The following is a 14,981-nucleotide window of genomic DNA, read 5'->3' as shown; positions in this document are numbered from 1 at the left end:
TATGATTGAAATAAGTAATTTGTCGTTCAGATATAAAAACTCCAAGGAGATTAATCTTAAAAAGATTAACCTGCAAATTAAAAGTGGGGAATGTGTTTTACTTTCGGGTAGAAGTGGTTGTGGCAAAACAAGTATTTTACGACTAATCAATGGGTTAATTCCTCATTTTTTTGAGGGAGAAATTGAGGGTACTGATACAGTAAATAATATGAATATAATGGAAACACAAATGTATAAGATTGCAGAAATGATTGGCACTGTGTATCAAAATCCTCGTTCTCAATTTTTCAACATCGATACAGACGGTGAAATTGCCTTTGGCATTGAAAACCTGAGTTATCCACGGAAAGAGTTAATTCGCAGAATGAATACTGCTATTGCTCAAACTGGTGTGGAAAGTCTTATGGGAAAAAGTATTTATGAACTTTCTGGTGGTGAAAAGCAAAAAATTGCTTTTGCTTCAATTTACGCAATGGAAACTCAAATAATATTACTTGACGAGCCATCAGCAAACCTTGATGCAGAAGCAACTCAAAGTTTACGAAAGCGGATTACAGAGTTGAAAGAAGCAGGTAAAACTGTAATTATTACAGAACACCGTCTTTATTACCTTAATGGTATTGTTGATAGAGTAATTTATATGAACAGAGGAAAAATTACAGCTGATATGCCGTCTAATCAGTTTTTTACAATGAATGAAAGCAAACGGCTTGAAATGGGGCTTAGAACCGTGGATATTTCTACAGTTTTTCCAGAAAACAAACCATATTTTAAAAAGCCGATATTGCAAATAAGTAATGTTTCTGCGGGATACAAAAAAAGTGCTGTTATCAAGAATATATCTTTCACGGCGTGTGCTGGAGAGGTTATAGCAATTGTGGGAAGTAATGGAGCAGGTAAATCTACACTAGCAGAGACTCTCTGTGGATTAAATAAAGTACTTAGTGGAGATTTTCGCTACAAAGGAGAACTCATATCTACAAAGCAACGTATAACTTTAGGTTATATGGTTTTTCAGGATGTAGACTATCAGCTTTTTGCAGATAGTGTAAAGAACGAGTGTCTTTATGGTCTTAATAGTATAAAAGAAAAAGATGCAGAAGAAATGCTCCAAAGTTTGTACCTTACAGATTTTACAGAAAAACACCCTGCAACGCTTTCTTGTGGGCAGAAACAAAGACTTGCAGTGGCTGTAGCAATGCTGTGCAACAAAGAATTACTTATATTCGATGAGCCAACAAGTGGGCTTGATCTTGAAAGCATGATTAAGGTAACGGAGCTAATAAAAATGTTACCTAAATCAGGCAGAATGATTTTAATAGTCACACACGATTATGAGTTTATCTGCCGTGTTTGCAACCGAGTACTTGTAATGAATGGCGGACAACTGATAGACGATTTCACTATCAACGTTAAAAATAATACTAAGTTAAATAATATATTTGTGAAAAGGGAGGATGAGTAAATTGAGTAAAGAAAAGAAGGGATTAGCCTTGCTTTTACAATGGGCAGGAAGAGATAGGTATTATTTATATACTTCAATTGCATGTGCTCTAATTACGAGCCTCTTGTCAATTATACCTTATTATTGTTTTTATAAAATAATCGATGCAGTATATTTAAAAATTTGTACCAAAGAACTTATTATAAAGTATGTGGTCTTAATTATCACAAGCCTTGTTGTAAGGTATCTACTTTCTGCGTTATCGGGTATTCTTTCACATAAAGGTGCATATCACACGTTATTTAAAGTGCGTTGCAGAGTGACAGAGCATATGGCAAAGATGCCTCTAGGCAGTCTAAATGAACGTAGCACCGGAGAAATAAAAACAATTATGAACGAAAACATAGAAAAATTAGAACTATTTTTGGCTCACAATATGCCAGAGCTTGTCATGTATATGACTGGTCCAATCGTAATGTTTATTTATCTTTGTACCATAAATATTCCTCTTGCGCTTATCAGCCTTATACCACTTCCGCTCGCACTAAGTGTTATGATGGTTATGTTTGCACGGAACTCAAAGCTAATGGAAAGAGCAAATAAATCAACTGCTGCTCTAAACAATGCAATTATTGAGTATATTAGGGGTATGCGATTAATTAAAGCTTACAATATGGGATCAAAGTCTTTTAAAAAGTATTCCTATGCAATTGATTCATTTCATTCACTGTGGCTAGAAATGTCAAGAAAACTTGGGCCGATGTATGCCTCATATACTGTTGTTCTCGAAAGCGCATTGTTGCTCCTTGTTCCGCTTGGAGGTTACTGGTTTATGAAGGGATCAATATCAGCAAGTGTTTTATTGTTATTTGCTTTTGTTGGAACTCAGTATCTTACAGATATCCGTCCTCTGCAGGAATTAGGTTCAAACCTTGCATATGTAATGAATGCTGTAACACAAGTTAAAAAAATTCTCGATACACCAGTTTATGAAGGGGGATGTGATTTTCCCGAGAACCATTATATTGAGCTACATAATGTTATGTTCTCCTATAATAAAGAAAAAGAAGTACTAAAAAACTGTAATATCCAGATACAACATGGTGAAAAAATAGCTTTTGTAGGAGAATCTGGAGCGGGTAAAACAACGGTTGTACAGCTTATTTCTCGTTTTTATGATGTAACAAGTGGTGAAATCCTGATTGGTGAAAAAAATGTTAAGGAAATTGACTATGAAAAACTGCTTAACAATGTATCAATCGTATTTCAAAAGAGTTTTCTTACTCGTGGAAGTGTGTTTGAGAATATTGCAATGGGAAACAGCTCAGCAACAATAGATAGTGTTCGTAATGCTGCAAAAGAAGCCCAGATTGATGATTTTATTATGGGATTACCTAACGGCTATGAAACACTTGTGGGCAGTTATGGAACACGATTTTCTGGTGGTCAAAAACAAAGAATCTGTATTGCGAGAGCAATATTGAAAAATGCTCCAATTCTAATTCTCGACGAAGCAACAAGTGCTGCTGATCCAGAGAATCAGGTCGATATTGATAAAGCAATAGAGAACTTGTGTAAAGAAAAAACAGTTATAGTAGTTGCACATCGTCTTGGTATTGTACAGAGCTGTGATAGGATTGCCGTTGTTGAAAACGGTACAATTAGTAGAGTAGGAACATGGGAAGATATGCTTAAAAACAATACTTATTTTTCAAAAGCATGGAAGGATTACAATGAAGCAAGAGATATTTGTTATGTTTTGAAAGAGGGTGCTGTGCAATGCAAAATAGTAAGTTAATTTTTGCAATGAACAGAAAGTTGAAGAAATCTATTGTTATTATAGTTTTTGAAGGACTACTAGGCGGATGTAATTTTATTGTGTTACATCAAGTACTTCAGCTTGTATTTGGGAATGGAGTTACCTTAAATAAACTAATGACGCTAACTGGGATTGTGGCATTAATACTTACATTACGAATTATACTTTATTCTTTTGGATTTATAGGAAGTCAAATTGGTGGAGCTGATGTAAGTCGTAATATTAGAATTGCACTAGGTGATAAGTTAAAAAATATACCACTAGGGCTTTTTACTAAAAGACATACTGGTTTTTATATTAATGTAGCAACTAGTGGGGTTAGTAATTATGAGAAGATGTTAACTCATAAAACTGCTGATATTATAAAGTATATTGTTCTTGTAATAATGGTTGCTTTATTTGCTTGCACAATTTATCTGCCAGTAGGCATTACATTAATGATATCATCAATTCTCTTGATTCCAACAATAATTTTTACTGCACGTATAGTAAAATTTTATGGAAATAAAAAAAATAGTGCCAATTCAGAGAGTATTAGTAGTATTGCAGAGTATATTAGCGGAATACAGACACTTCGTGCCTATGGTATGAGTGGCAAAAAAAATAAAACAGTTACAGATGCAATGAAAGATTACTCAAATATTAGCTATCTTTACGAACGGTCTGTTATACCCATTGGCTCAATTTACATGACACTAAACTGGTTGGCATTTCCAGTTTCAGTATTTTTAGCTGGAGATATGTGGGTTAACAATGCACTGCCAGTACCAGACCTTATTTTACTGCTGATGTTTCCATTGTTTATATGTAAAATTAATATTGCATTATTTATTGATCTTTTGGCTTATAAAGATTTGACCATTTCAAAGAACAACATTACAAAAATCATTAATGAGCAAGAAGAAAATATTAGTAATGAAGAGTTTACCCCAAAAAGCACAGAAATTGAGTTTAACAATGTAGATTTTTCATATATTGAGGGAGAACCGGTTTTGCAAAATACCAGTTTTATTATTCCAGAACACAGCCTAACCGCTATTGTGGGTGACTCAGGCTCAGGTAAATCTACAATACTGAACTTAATTTCAAAATACTATCTGCCTCAAAAAGGATGTATTAAAATTGGTGGTTACGATATTGAAAAGGTGCCATCAGAAAAGGTTTTTTCCTATATATCTACTGTTGATCAAGATGTATTTCTATTCAATGATACTATACGAAATAATATCCGCTATGCTCGACCTAGTGCAACAAATGAAGAGGTTGAGCATGCTTGTTGTCTTGCTAACTGTGATAGTTTTATTTGTAAAATGAAGAACGGTTATGATACTGAAACTGGCGAAAACGGTAATCAACTTTCGGGTGGGGAGCGACAACGTATCTCAGTGGCTCGCGCAATTCTTAAAAATAGCCCTATTGTACTTCTCGACGAAGCAACTGCATCTCTAGATATTGAAAATGAACTTCTTGTAAAGCAAGCAGTTACAAATTTATTGAATGCTGATAGAACTGTAATTATGATAGCACATACTTTGTCTATTGTTAAAAACGCTGATAAAATTCTTGTTTTAGATGAAGGCAGAATTGCAGAAAGTGGAAACCACAGAGAGCTTATCAATCTTGGAGGTAAATATGCCGCTATGTGGAAAGCGTCGAAGATGCTTATATAAAGATAACATATTATAAGGTTAAAACATAATAAATTATTTTAATCAAAATCAGTAGCCTACTGCTACTGATTTTGTATTTTACTTATCTATAAGTAAGTTTGTAAATTTAATTTAGATTAATTTAAACCTTTTAGTTTTATGTTTTAATAACGAATACATTTACATGCAATTCCATTTTATAAGGCTCACAATAATAAGTAGTTAAGTGTGTTATAAATGATCAATTAACTTAAGTGTTTAACTTTATAATAAAGGATATTGTTGTTTACATAAGATAGTTATTATTAGTTTTATCGTTTAACTATAACAATTTAAGGTAATGTTGTTTTAATGATGTGGTCTATAATTTTAAAAAAGTTATTTAGCCCGTCTTTACAAAATCGGTCAGCCAAAATAGAATTGAATAAAGAGGAGGTAGTATTATGAATAATAGTTTTTATACACTGCCTAAAGAAAAACAACTAAATTTATTTTACGCTGGATGTAAGGTATTTGCTAATAATACCTATAAAAAGGCATCTATGTCTAAGGTTGCTGATGAAGCAAGAATATCTAAATCATTATTGTTTTACTACTTTAAAAATAAAAAAGAATACTATTTTTATGTATTAAACGAGGTTGCGAAACATTGGAATGAGAGACTGTTATCTGCAATTAAAGAGATTAATAGCAATGATTTATTTGAGATGGTTACAGCTATAATTAAGGTAAAACAATCTTATGTTAAAGATTTACAGCTTTATTATACTTTAATTAAAAGAATTTACTATGAAAAAGATGAAAGCCTTAAAGACGACTTAGAAAAAATAAAGGTAATCTTAAATAAACCCTATGAAGATTTGTTTAAACGAATAGATAAAAGTAAGTTTAAAGATGAAACTGAAATTAATAACTGCGTAAAAATACTGCTCTATTTCGCTCAAGGTCAGTTATTTAATACAGAAATAGACTGTATTGATGAACAGTTTTTAATAAAAGAGCTGGAGACAATAGTTAATTCTCTTAAGCGTAACTATTATAAGGATGAGTATCTTGCAATTTAAAGAGTTTGGAGATAGGCATAATAAAAAGGCTCTGCTAATTCATGGAGGTTATGTTACATGGAGAACATTACAGATTCAAACAGAGTTATTAGCTAAAGAATACTATGTTATAGTACCTTTACTTAATGGTCATAACCTTAATGATAATTCACAGCTCCTATCAATAGAGCAAGAAGCTGAACAAATAATTAAATACCTTAATAACAAAAACATTAGTAAAGTAGAGATTCTATATGGTGCATCATTAGGGGCAGATATTGCTTTAGAGATACTAAGCCAAAGTTTCGACCTTGTTAAATATGCAGTAATTGAATCGGGTTCATTAGGGATTAATAGAGTTACGGCATATTTTCTAACTAAAGCAACAGTAAAGACAATGTATTATGGGGTAAGGGGTAACCGATTTTATAGACTAATTTTAAACAGATTTTTAGCAAATTTAGGAATGCCCAAAGAGTTGTATAAAAATACAAAAGATTTACTAAGCCATATGACAAAACTAACTTTAAACAATGTTCAGAGCTTAGTTTGTAATTATAGCTTAAAAGATAATATTAAATACACTACTGCTAAAATATTAGTAATTTATAGTACAAAGGAAAAATATTTAGTTAAACCTTATAACGATATGAAAAAGCTTGTAGCTAACATGAAAATCTTATGTTTGCAAAACTATTCACATGGTGAGTTATGCATTGGCAATCCAAATAAAGTTGTACAAATAATAAAAAGGTTTGTAGAAAGCATTTAATATAAGATTGACATATTATACATGTTATTAGTAAAAATATGAGTATTTATGCTTATGGATTAATTTTTATAAAAGGAGCTAATTACAATGTTAAGTAAACAAGAATGGGTCAAACAGCAAAAGTACTTAAAACTTAATGATGATGATGAGTTTGTTATTGACTACACAGATGACGTAGCAATAATTGACTTTCATACTCATATGTCTAATGTATTACCTTTAAAAGTTAATAATCCAAATAATACAGGGCGAAAAATAAGCTATCCAACACTACCCGCTATAGATAAATTAGATTTAAATGTGCCTTACTGGCATAAAGTTGACCCACATAAAAAACATAAAAGTTTACTCTCAATGATAAAGTTCTCCTATAATGGCTATAAAATATTCCAGAAAATGATTATGTGTGGTACCTACGATAACTGTTTAAAATCACAGCAAGATAATAAGATAAAAATGAATATAGTTTTACCTATTAGTTCACAAAAGAATGACCGGTCACTCGAGGCGCTTAAGTTAGCTAAGCAATATCCTACAAAATTTATAGCTTTTTGTTCTGTACATCCTTATGATTATAATCTTAAGGAAAAAATATTAAAATACAAAAAATTAGGAGCTAAAGGTCTAAAACTGAAGATATCCGATATGGAATTAAAGTATAATTATGAGCCACTTATTAAACTATTTAAAATATGTTACGAAGAAGACTTACCTGTTATTTTACACACTGGTTCTTTAACCTATTTAAAGCAAAAAAACTGCTCTAAGCTTATGTGGAAACTGTTTCAATCTTCTAGGGTTAGTATTTTTGGGGAGCTACTAAAAAAGATGCCCCAAGATTTTAAGTTTATATTTGGTCATAGTGGTATACAAGATTATAAACAAGTTGCAGAATATCTTAAGATATTTCCTGCTTCATATGCAGAGCTATCTTGCCAATCGGCAGATAGCATTAAATACTTAATCAATGAAGTAGGAGATAAAAGGTTATTGTTTGGCTCTGATTGGCCAGCTTTACCTCAAGCATTTACCCTCTCAAGAGTATTACTTGCTACCGAAAAGGATTATAATGCACGAGAAAATATTTTAATAAATAACGCATGTAATCTTCTTAATATTCCAAGATAAAAATATTAATACTATGATAAAGGACTGTACTAAATTAAGTATTAGTCCTTTTGTTGTGTTTTATTGATTACTAAAATGGTATAATAAATTTTACATAGGCTAGATAAATATGGGTTAGGAATAGAAATATGAAGATATTAGAGATACATAATGTAACAAAAAAGTATAGCAGAAATAAGCCCTGCATATTAAATAATGTTAATTTAACACTAAAAGATGGGGAGTTTGTAGCAATTATGGGTCCATCAGGTAGTGGTAAAACTACCTTGTTAAATATAGCATCAGGCATAGATAAGTGTAACTCTGGTGATGTATACCTACTAAATAATAATATTTGTAAAATGAAAAAAAACGAACTGTCTTTATTAAGAAGAAGAAATATAGGCATGGTTTTTCAAGATTTTAACTTATTAAGTAGTTTAACACTAAAAGAAAATATATTAGTTCCCTTAATTTTAGATAAAAAAATTGATATTATTGAGAGCAATAAAGTTGAGGAGTTGGCTAATTTATTAGGCATAACAGATATCTTAAATAGTTATCCTTATGAAATTTCTGGTGGTCAACAACAACGTGCAGCTATTTGTCGTGCTATTATAAACACGCCTAAGATATTATTTGCAGATGAACCAACCGGAAATCTTGATTCAAAATCATCAATGAATGTAATGTCTTCCTTTGATTTGGTTCGCAAGGATAGTAACGCAAGCATACTAATGGTAACTCATGATGCATATACCGCTAGTTATTCTGATAGAGTCGTGTTTTTTAAAGATGGCTTAACTGTGCAGCAAATAGTAAAGCAAAAAAACAGCTCCAATTTTTATAATGAAATAATTGATATTATTCAAAATATTAATAATTAATACTACAAGATTCATAAGGTAAGAAAGGAAAACATGAATTTTATCATGTAAAACATAAAATGACTTTAGGTTCAATTACATTAAAAATGTTTAAAACTGATGCAAAAAAATATAAGCTATTTATTTTATGTAATTTATGCGCTATTGCAATTCTGTATAGTTTTACTTCTATCTATGTAAATAAACAGTTTATGAATTCTTCTATAGTAAACCCCATGATATCAAGTAATATATATGCGCCAACTATGTTAGTTTTTTTCTTTACTGGCATATTTATTACTTATTCACAAAGTGTATTTATAAAATCTAGACAAAAAGACTATGGAATTTTATTGTCTATAGGAATGACTGAAAATGAGGTTTTAAAAAGTGTATTATTAGAGAACATAACTATGATTTTACTAGCTTTAGGTAGTGGTTTGATATTAGGTACAGGTTTGTCACTATTGTTTTTTAGTTTTATTAAATATCTATTGGGATTTAGTGTTATTAATATCACTATTTCTATAGTATCATATAAAATAATAATTATTTATGTTTTGTCAGTATTTATATTTTCAATAATACTTAATGTTATTTTTATGTGCAAAAGAACCATTTTAGATAAAATAAAATACACTGAAAAGGCTGAAAAATCTAGTTGTAATAGTATTATCTTAGCAGTTTTGGGGTTATTATTTACGGTGGCTTCCATTGTAATAATGATTGTTTTGTATCAAAAAGACAGTAACTATTGGTTTTTAAGTTTATTAACATGTGTGTTAGGTTCAGTACTTATATTTTATAATGGTGAGGCCATAATTAAAAAATTTCAAAAGAAGAATAATAAAAAATACCTAAAAAACATTTTTTTATTTTCTGATTTAAAATATTATTATGGTAAAAATAAAAAGATATATTTAACTACTACTTGGTTATTTTTTGTTATCTTATTTTTGTTCTCATTTAGTTTATATTCATATCCTAGTTTAACAAGTAACGCAATTACTTATCACCCATATCATATGACTTATGCTGGTATAGATAATGATATGCAGGCTTTAGCAAAAAATGAAATCGAGAACATTGCTTTACACTATGGCAATAAAATAACTGCTTATGATAGTGTTAAATTTATGAGAAATAATACCTTTACTATATTTGATGTTAATGATATAAACACAATTTTCAACGAGAGTTATTGCATTGATTCTAATACCTGTTTATTTGTTTTTCCATATGATATTAATGATGGTTATGATCACAACACCAATCAATCAATGTCTACATTAAGAATTAAAACTAACACTACTAAAAAAGAATTTAATATAACAAATACAATTGTTAAACCATTTTTTGGTCATGTTAACTGCATATCTAGTTACATTATATTAGTTAACAGCGAAGACTATAATTGGATTAGTAAAAATGGTGTAGATTATTATATTAAAGGAAGGTTGCAATTATATAATTTTGAATACTGGCGTAACTCCCAAAATATCATAAATGATGTATGGAATAAGCTACTAATTAAAAATAATATCAATGAAGATGATAATTTCTTTAAAATAAGTTCGTTAATAAATGCATACAAGATTGCTTTAAAAAGCTCCAACTTTTTATTATTTATTGTGATTTATGTTTGTTTGTTAATATATTTATCAACAGTTATAATGATTTATTTTAAGGTAGAAATGGAATATGAGGATGATAAAAAGAAATACTTTAGTTTATATAGGCTAGGTATAACAAATAAAGAAATTAATAAGATGGTATCTCAAAAAATAAAAACTATTTTTTCAATATCCTTTATTTATGCAATAATTATCAATATTGGGTATAGCTATTTAATGAGCAGTTTAAGAAGTTTGTTTTATGCTCTCTTAACAACATTAGCTTTTGCTTCAATCCATTTTATAGTTTATAGACTTTGTATAAACAATTATTATAAAAGATTAGAGATAGATTTAGGTTACAAAAATAATTATTAATTAAGCACAAGTAGGGTAAATTAATGTAAACATTACTGATAGTTTAATAAAATAAAGGGGTATGAATAATTAAGTAGCAATTTTAATATAAGGAGAGTTATATGTTAAGTGCTGGTAAGAAAAAGTTTGGAATCAAAAGTATTTTAGTTATTTTATTATTAGTGATTATTGTGTTTTATTTTACTGAATTTTTTACCAGAGGAGTGTTTTTTAAAAATATATTTTTAAAAAAGCAGGTGTACAATAATCAAAGTTATTACCGAGGAAATAGTGATGAAGGTCACATTGAGATTATTGTAAATGGTTTATTAAACAGTGGCAAAGAAGTTGAGCTGGACTATAAGTTTGAAAATCAATCTCAAGAAAAGTACATAGTTGAATTTAAAGATGCAAATAACTGGGAAAAAGGAGTTGCAAAAGTTTTAGATTCTAAGAGAGACGTTTTATTTGAAGGATCCTATAGTAGAGATCGTAGAGTATTATATGATAGAGATGGTATGCCTGTTTTTAGCTACAAGACAGGCAATAATCAATCATACTATAAAATATCTTTATATAATATAGTTAAAATGGCGAGTTATCACAATGATACTTACAGAGGTGATTTTAGCTTTTTAACTGGAGCATTATTAGTCTCATTATTACTTTTTATTGAAATTAAGTATCCTCAGTTTTTATTTAATTTGCGTCATTCTCGCTTTGTAAAAAATGCAGAGCCAAGTAGTTATTATAGAGAAAGTCAGGTATTTAGTAATATTGTTTTAGCAATAGCAGCTACTGTAATGTATTTTTTAGCATTGAATTATTAAGGAGAGATGAATAGTGAAAAATTTTTTAGTAAAATTAATTGCTTTAATTAGCTTAATTAGTGGAGGATCAGCTCTTGTAAAATTTGTTAAATATTTATATACGTGCAATATAGCTTCATTACTTAATAATTCCAATGAAATTATTATGGCAATAGCATTTATGGTGTATGTATTATTAGTCATTGGTGGGCTAATGATTTTAGCCAATAAAAAAATTGGATTTATCATGGTAATCACTGCATATCTCTTTCAAGTACCATATATCTATACTAAAGAACTTTTATATGATTTAACTGCAGGCTTTAGTTCATGGATATATGTCGTAAATTCATCATTAGTGGAATTTAAAAATATATACGGATCATATTTTACTTATAATACAAGCATTAATGCATATGAAGACATAGTAGGATTTAATATTTTTGCCATTGTTGTTATTATAATTTTATTTGCAGGACTTAAATCAACAAAAATCAAAACGTTTGTTGATAAAAAACGGAACTATAAAGATAAGAATGATCGTAAACAGGTTATTTATGGTAGTCGTGAATTTATAAAATAAATGTTAATGCAATGAAAAAATAATATTCATTGCATTTTTTGTAATGAAATAGTTTAAATAAAAGGTGTATTATGAAAGATATATTAACTAAAGAACATATTATTAAATACGGAGTTAAATATGATTTGCTTTATATTGAGCATAGTAGTAATAGAGTATTAAGTAAACCACCTGATGAAGGTGGAGTAGCCTTTACGGGCTTAGTTTATGATTTAAATGATAGTGATGATATTAGCTTTTATAGCTATTTTGAAAATGGACTACAACACGGTTTACATGTAAAATTTTATGATAACGGAAGCTTAGCATTAATAGAAACACGTAAATTTGGATTACTAACAGGAGTTAAACAAGTTCGTTATAAAAATGGTAAAGTTAAGTCTATTGGTGAATATAAATATAGTATATGTTTACATGAAATGTTGTGGGATCAACGTGGAATATTATTAAAGCAAAAACTTGAACCAACAGAACCAGAGTTACTTGTAATTAAAAAAGCGTATCTATATTTTAAAAAAATTGGGAGGGAATAATTATAAAGTTGAGAATAAAGTTGATTGCCTTATTAAGTTTTTTGGGTGGAATTTTAGGTTTGAAGTATTGGCATACTGTGGTTTTTAAAATTGGAATCATATGTTTGTTAAATCCAATGTCTATTGCTATTGTAACATTTGTGTTTACTGTGTATTTATTGAGTTTAATGGGTGGCATTTTACTTTTTAAAAATAAAAGATTAGGTTATGTTTTTGTAATGGTTTCATATGTTTGCCAAATTCCTGTTATAATAACTAGTGCTCTTAATTATCACATAACATCTGGAGCTAAGCTTTGGCTAACTTTTATTCATATGCCTTTTTTAACAAAGATAGATATGCATTTTAAGTTGGGCAGTAAATTTGCTTTTAGTTTTTATAATGCATTTGAGGGTTATATTATTGGTGTTAATGTTTTAGCAATAATAATTGTGAGTTACTTAATTAAGAATTTTAGCATCATAAAAACAGCTAACAATTATGGTAATGAAAGTGTAGTTAAAAGAGCTTACAGTAGCAGGGAATTTATAAAATAGCAGACTATAAACATAATAGTCATAGAGGATTAGATAGGCCTCTTTTTTTTGTGTAAAATTAATAGTATGTTCATATAAAATTGTAAGAACATGAGTTATAATTATAAGTACTACTTTATTAGTAGTTAATTTAAATGGAGGTTTAGTATGTGGTATAAAAATTTAGAAAAATATTATTTAATAAAAAGTATATATAGTGAAGTGCCTAAATTAAGCAATGTAAATATTCATGAAATAAAAGTTTATGAAAATGGTAAAAGGGCCTCCATTACATTTGATATGCCCGAGTTTGCAGAGTATCCGCCGACCAGTTGGATACGAGAGGGTTATAACGCAACAAAAGTTACCTGTGAATTTCTTAATGTTAGTGAGTTTAAGTTTTGCTCAAATAATGAAGAAAACATAGTTGGTAATATTGTATTTGAAAAAAACCAATCTGTTAAATTAATAATTAGCGGAAATATCAATGGAATTATAAAGTCAGAAATTGGATTGATTAAAGAGGTAGAAGGGTATATAAATAAAGAACTATTTATTTAGAAAAATAGATAAATATATATTGTATGAAAGAGAGGATTAATAACGATGAAGAAATGGGCAGTAATTATTTTATTTGCTGTAATGTTAATTAATGTAGGTTGTAGTAAAACAGAAAAATACTCAGAACAGCAAAAGGTAGCTCAGAGCTTTATAAGTGCTGTTAAAGAAACTAACATAAAGGATTTTAAAAAGTTAATAAATATTGAGTTAGTAGTTATTCGTAATTTTATCTCAGGCAATGAAGAGCGAGGCAAAGATATTAGATTTACATATCAAAAACAAGATATTCCATTAAACTTAGAATTCAAAGTAGAAAATGAGTTACCAGTTAATCTAAAGAAAATGTTTGAAAATATAGCTGACTTTAGAGTTATTAAACCTAAAGATCTAGATAAAAGTTTTTTTGATAATAATTCACTAATAGCTTCAAACGACACTAGAACTATTTATAATGAAATCAAAGATCATGTAAAAGATTTAAAAGATAATGAATCATGTCTATTAATTTTAAACGATAGTGAGTTTATTTTTTTTGAATCATTAAATAATGGGAGTTTTGCTGTGTTTAATAAAGGCAATGAAACCTTTAATTTGGCTGCAATTATTGATTTGAGATAGCATTGTAGTTTTGTAGATTTAATAAAATAGTAATTAGACTTAGTTAGTAAAAATAGTTATGTTGTTTGTTTAAATGTATTAGTTAATAATATAATAGTTTAAGGAGTTCAAAATGATAATTACTACTGTATTAGCTATATTGTTTTTTATTGTTGGCATATCTAATGCAATGGCAGCAGACATGTTTGGCTTTTATTCTTGTTTATTTGTTGCTTTTGTGTTAGTTGCTTTAGTTTTTTACATAAATAATGAAAAAAAGAAAATAAAGAGCTTTATAGAATGGGTTACAAGCAATAAATACTATATAGAGCAAGGTGTTGCTGAGTATAATGGAAATCAAATTAATTTAAACACAAAAATTTCTTCTTATGTGTTCTGTGTTTCAGCATTGTTCTTTACGCAAGTTATGCGTTCACGAATAGTTATTAAAGGAACCTTTGAAGCAGTTATAATGAAAATAGTTAATATTTTGCTTACCATATTATTTGGATTGTGGGCATTTCCTAGAGGACCCATTTATGTAGTTATTCTAACTATTAAAAATATATCTGGTGGTACTAAAATGACTATAAAAGATTTAATAGAGCAAATTGAAGATGATGATCATGAAATTGAGTTTACTAGTACAGCAGAATACCAAAAAATTAAAGAGCAACGATATCGAGATAGTATGAATTATTAGAGGAGCTAAA

At 29.0% G+C, this 14,981-nt stretch carries 15 protein-coding genes; all 15 read left to right on the top strand.

What is annotated here, in order from left to right:
- Position 1 precedes the first annotated feature (1 nt).
- The 15 genes from IMX26_RS03385 (at position 2) to IMX26_RS03315 (ending at position 14,971) form a co-directional block, all read left to right on the top strand.
- Complete coding sequence (locus tag IMX26_RS03385) at positions 2-1,465, top strand: ABC transporter ATP-binding protein (protein ID WP_195160289.1); 1,464 nt, start codon at positions 2-4, stop codon at positions 1,463-1,465.
- A gap of 1 nt (position 1,466) precedes the next feature.
- Complete coding sequence (locus IMX26_RS03380) at positions 1,467-3,242, top strand: ABC transporter ATP-binding protein (RefSeq protein ID WP_347707891.1); 1,776 nt, start codon at positions 1,467-1,469, stop codon at positions 3,240-3,242.
- An 8-nt stretch (positions 3,243-3,250) separates the two neighbouring features.
- Positions 3,251-4,933: an ABC transporter ATP-binding protein gene (locus tag IMX26_RS03375; RefSeq protein WP_195161330.1), complete on the top strand. Its 1,683-nt coding sequence runs from the start codon at positions 3,251-3,253 to the stop codon at positions 4,931-4,933.
- 422 nt (positions 4,934-5,355) lie between these two features.
- Positions 5,356-5,976 (top strand): TetR/AcrR family transcriptional regulator, encoded by a 621-nt coding sequence (locus IMX26_RS03370; protein WP_195160287.1) that lies wholly within the window; start codon positions 5,356-5,358, stop codon positions 5,974-5,976.
- Positions 5,957-6,727: an alpha/beta hydrolase gene (locus IMX26_RS03365; RefSeq protein WP_195160286.1), complete on the top strand. Its 771-nt coding sequence runs from the start codon at positions 5,957-5,959 to the stop codon at positions 6,725-6,727. The genes IMX26_RS03370 and IMX26_RS03365 overlap by 20 nt, the downstream gene beginning before the upstream one ends.
- An 87-nt stretch (positions 6,728-6,814) precedes the next feature.
- Entirely contained in the window at positions 6,815-7,855 is a 1,041-nt protein-coding gene (locus IMX26_RS03360; protein ID WP_195160285.1) for a TatD family hydrolase, read from the top strand.
- Positions 7,856-7,983: 128 nt separating this feature from the next.
- On the top strand, positions 7,984-8,721 hold the full coding sequence (locus IMX26_RS03355; RefSeq protein WP_195160284.1) for an ABC transporter ATP-binding protein: 738 nt from the start codon (positions 7,984-7,986) through the stop codon (positions 8,719-8,721).
- Between the two features lie 59 nt (positions 8,722-8,780).
- Positions 8,781-10,691 (top strand): FtsX-like permease family protein, encoded by a 1,911-nt coding sequence (locus IMX26_RS03350; RefSeq protein ID WP_195160283.1) that lies wholly within the window; start codon positions 8,781-8,783, stop codon positions 10,689-10,691.
- 101 nt (positions 10,692-10,792) lie between these two features.
- A complete protein-coding gene (locus IMX26_RS03345) occupies positions 10,793-11,500 on the top strand; it encodes a hypothetical protein (protein ID WP_195160282.1) in 708 nt (235 codons plus the stop codon).
- A 13-nt stretch (positions 11,501-11,513) separates the two neighbouring features.
- Positions 11,514-12,062, top strand: coding sequence for a hypothetical protein (locus tag IMX26_RS03340; RefSeq protein WP_195160281.1), 549 nt, complete (start codon positions 11,514-11,516; stop codon positions 12,060-12,062).
- 71 nt (positions 12,063-12,133) lie between these two features.
- Entirely contained in the window at positions 12,134-12,595 is a 462-nt protein-coding gene (locus tag IMX26_RS03335; RefSeq protein WP_195160280.1) for a hypothetical protein, read from the top strand.
- An 8-nt stretch (positions 12,596-12,603) separates the two neighbouring features.
- Positions 12,604-13,131, top strand: coding sequence for a hypothetical protein (locus tag IMX26_RS03330; protein ID WP_195160279.1), 528 nt, complete (start codon positions 12,604-12,606; stop codon positions 13,129-13,131).
- A 147-nt stretch (positions 13,132-13,278) separates the two neighbouring features.
- Positions 13,279-13,671, top strand: a complete 393-nt coding sequence (locus IMX26_RS03325; RefSeq protein WP_195160278.1) for an Imm50 family immunity protein — start codon at positions 13,279-13,281, stop codon at positions 13,669-13,671.
- A 45-nt stretch (positions 13,672-13,716) separates the two neighbouring features.
- A complete protein-coding gene (locus IMX26_RS03320; protein WP_195160277.1) occupies positions 13,717-14,289 on the top strand; it encodes a hypothetical protein in 573 nt (190 codons plus the stop codon).
- Between the two features lie 112 nt (positions 14,290-14,401).
- Positions 14,402-14,971 carry a hypothetical protein gene (locus tag IMX26_RS03315; RefSeq protein WP_195160276.1) on the top strand — a complete coding sequence of 190 codons (570 nt, stop codon included), beginning with the start codon at positions 14,402-14,404 and terminating at the stop codon, positions 14,969-14,971.
- Positions 14,972-14,981: the final 10 nt, after the last annotated feature.

This window comes from Clostridium sp. 'deep sea' (assembly GCF_014931565.1).
Classification (GTDB): domain Bacteria; phylum Bacillota; class UBA994; order PWPR01; family PWPR01.
This window is presented reverse-complemented; position numbering and strand designations above follow the sequence as displayed.

Bases quoted from the DNA above. Each gene is read 5' to 3' on its own strand.
- IMX26_RS03385 (WP_195160289.1), top strand. From the start codon at position 2: ATGATTGAAATAAGTAATTTGTCGTTCAGATATAAAAACTCCAAGGAG.
- IMX26_RS03375 (WP_195161330.1), top strand. From the start codon at position 3,251: ATGAACAGAAAGTTGAAGAAATCTATTGTTATTATAGTTTTTGAAGGA.
- IMX26_RS03370 (WP_195160287.1), top strand. From the start codon at position 5,356: ATGAATAATAGTTTTTATACACTGCCTAAAGAAAAACAACTAAATTTA.
- IMX26_RS03365 (WP_195160286.1), top strand. From the start codon at position 5,957: ATGAGTATCTTGCAATTTAAAGAGTTTGGAGATAGGCATAATAAAAAG.
- IMX26_RS03360 (WP_195160285.1), top strand. From the start codon at position 6,815: ATGTTAAGTAAACAAGAATGGGTCAAACAGCAAAAGTACTTAAAACTT.
- IMX26_RS03355 (WP_195160284.1), top strand. From the start codon at position 7,984: ATGAAGATATTAGAGATACATAATGTAACAAAAAAGTATAGCAGAAAT.
- IMX26_RS03350 (WP_195160283.1), top strand. From the start codon at position 8,781: ATGACTTTAGGTTCAATTACATTAAAAATGTTTAAAACTGATGCAAAA.
- IMX26_RS03345 (WP_195160282.1), top strand. From the start codon at position 10,793: ATGTTAAGTGCTGGTAAGAAAAAGTTTGGAATCAAAAGTATTTTAGTT.
- IMX26_RS03335 (WP_195160280.1), top strand. From the start codon at position 12,134: ATGAAAGATATATTAACTAAAGAACATATTATTAAATACGGAGTTAAA.
- IMX26_RS03325 (WP_195160278.1), top strand. From the start codon at position 13,279: ATGTGGTATAAAAATTTAGAAAAATATTATTTAATAAAAAGTATATAT.
- IMX26_RS03320 (WP_195160277.1), top strand. From the start codon at position 13,717: ATGAAGAAATGGGCAGTAATTATTTTATTTGCTGTAATGTTAATTAAT.
- IMX26_RS03315 (WP_195160276.1), top strand. From the start codon at position 14,402: ATGATAATTACTACTGTATTAGCTATATTGTTTTTTATTGTTGGCATA.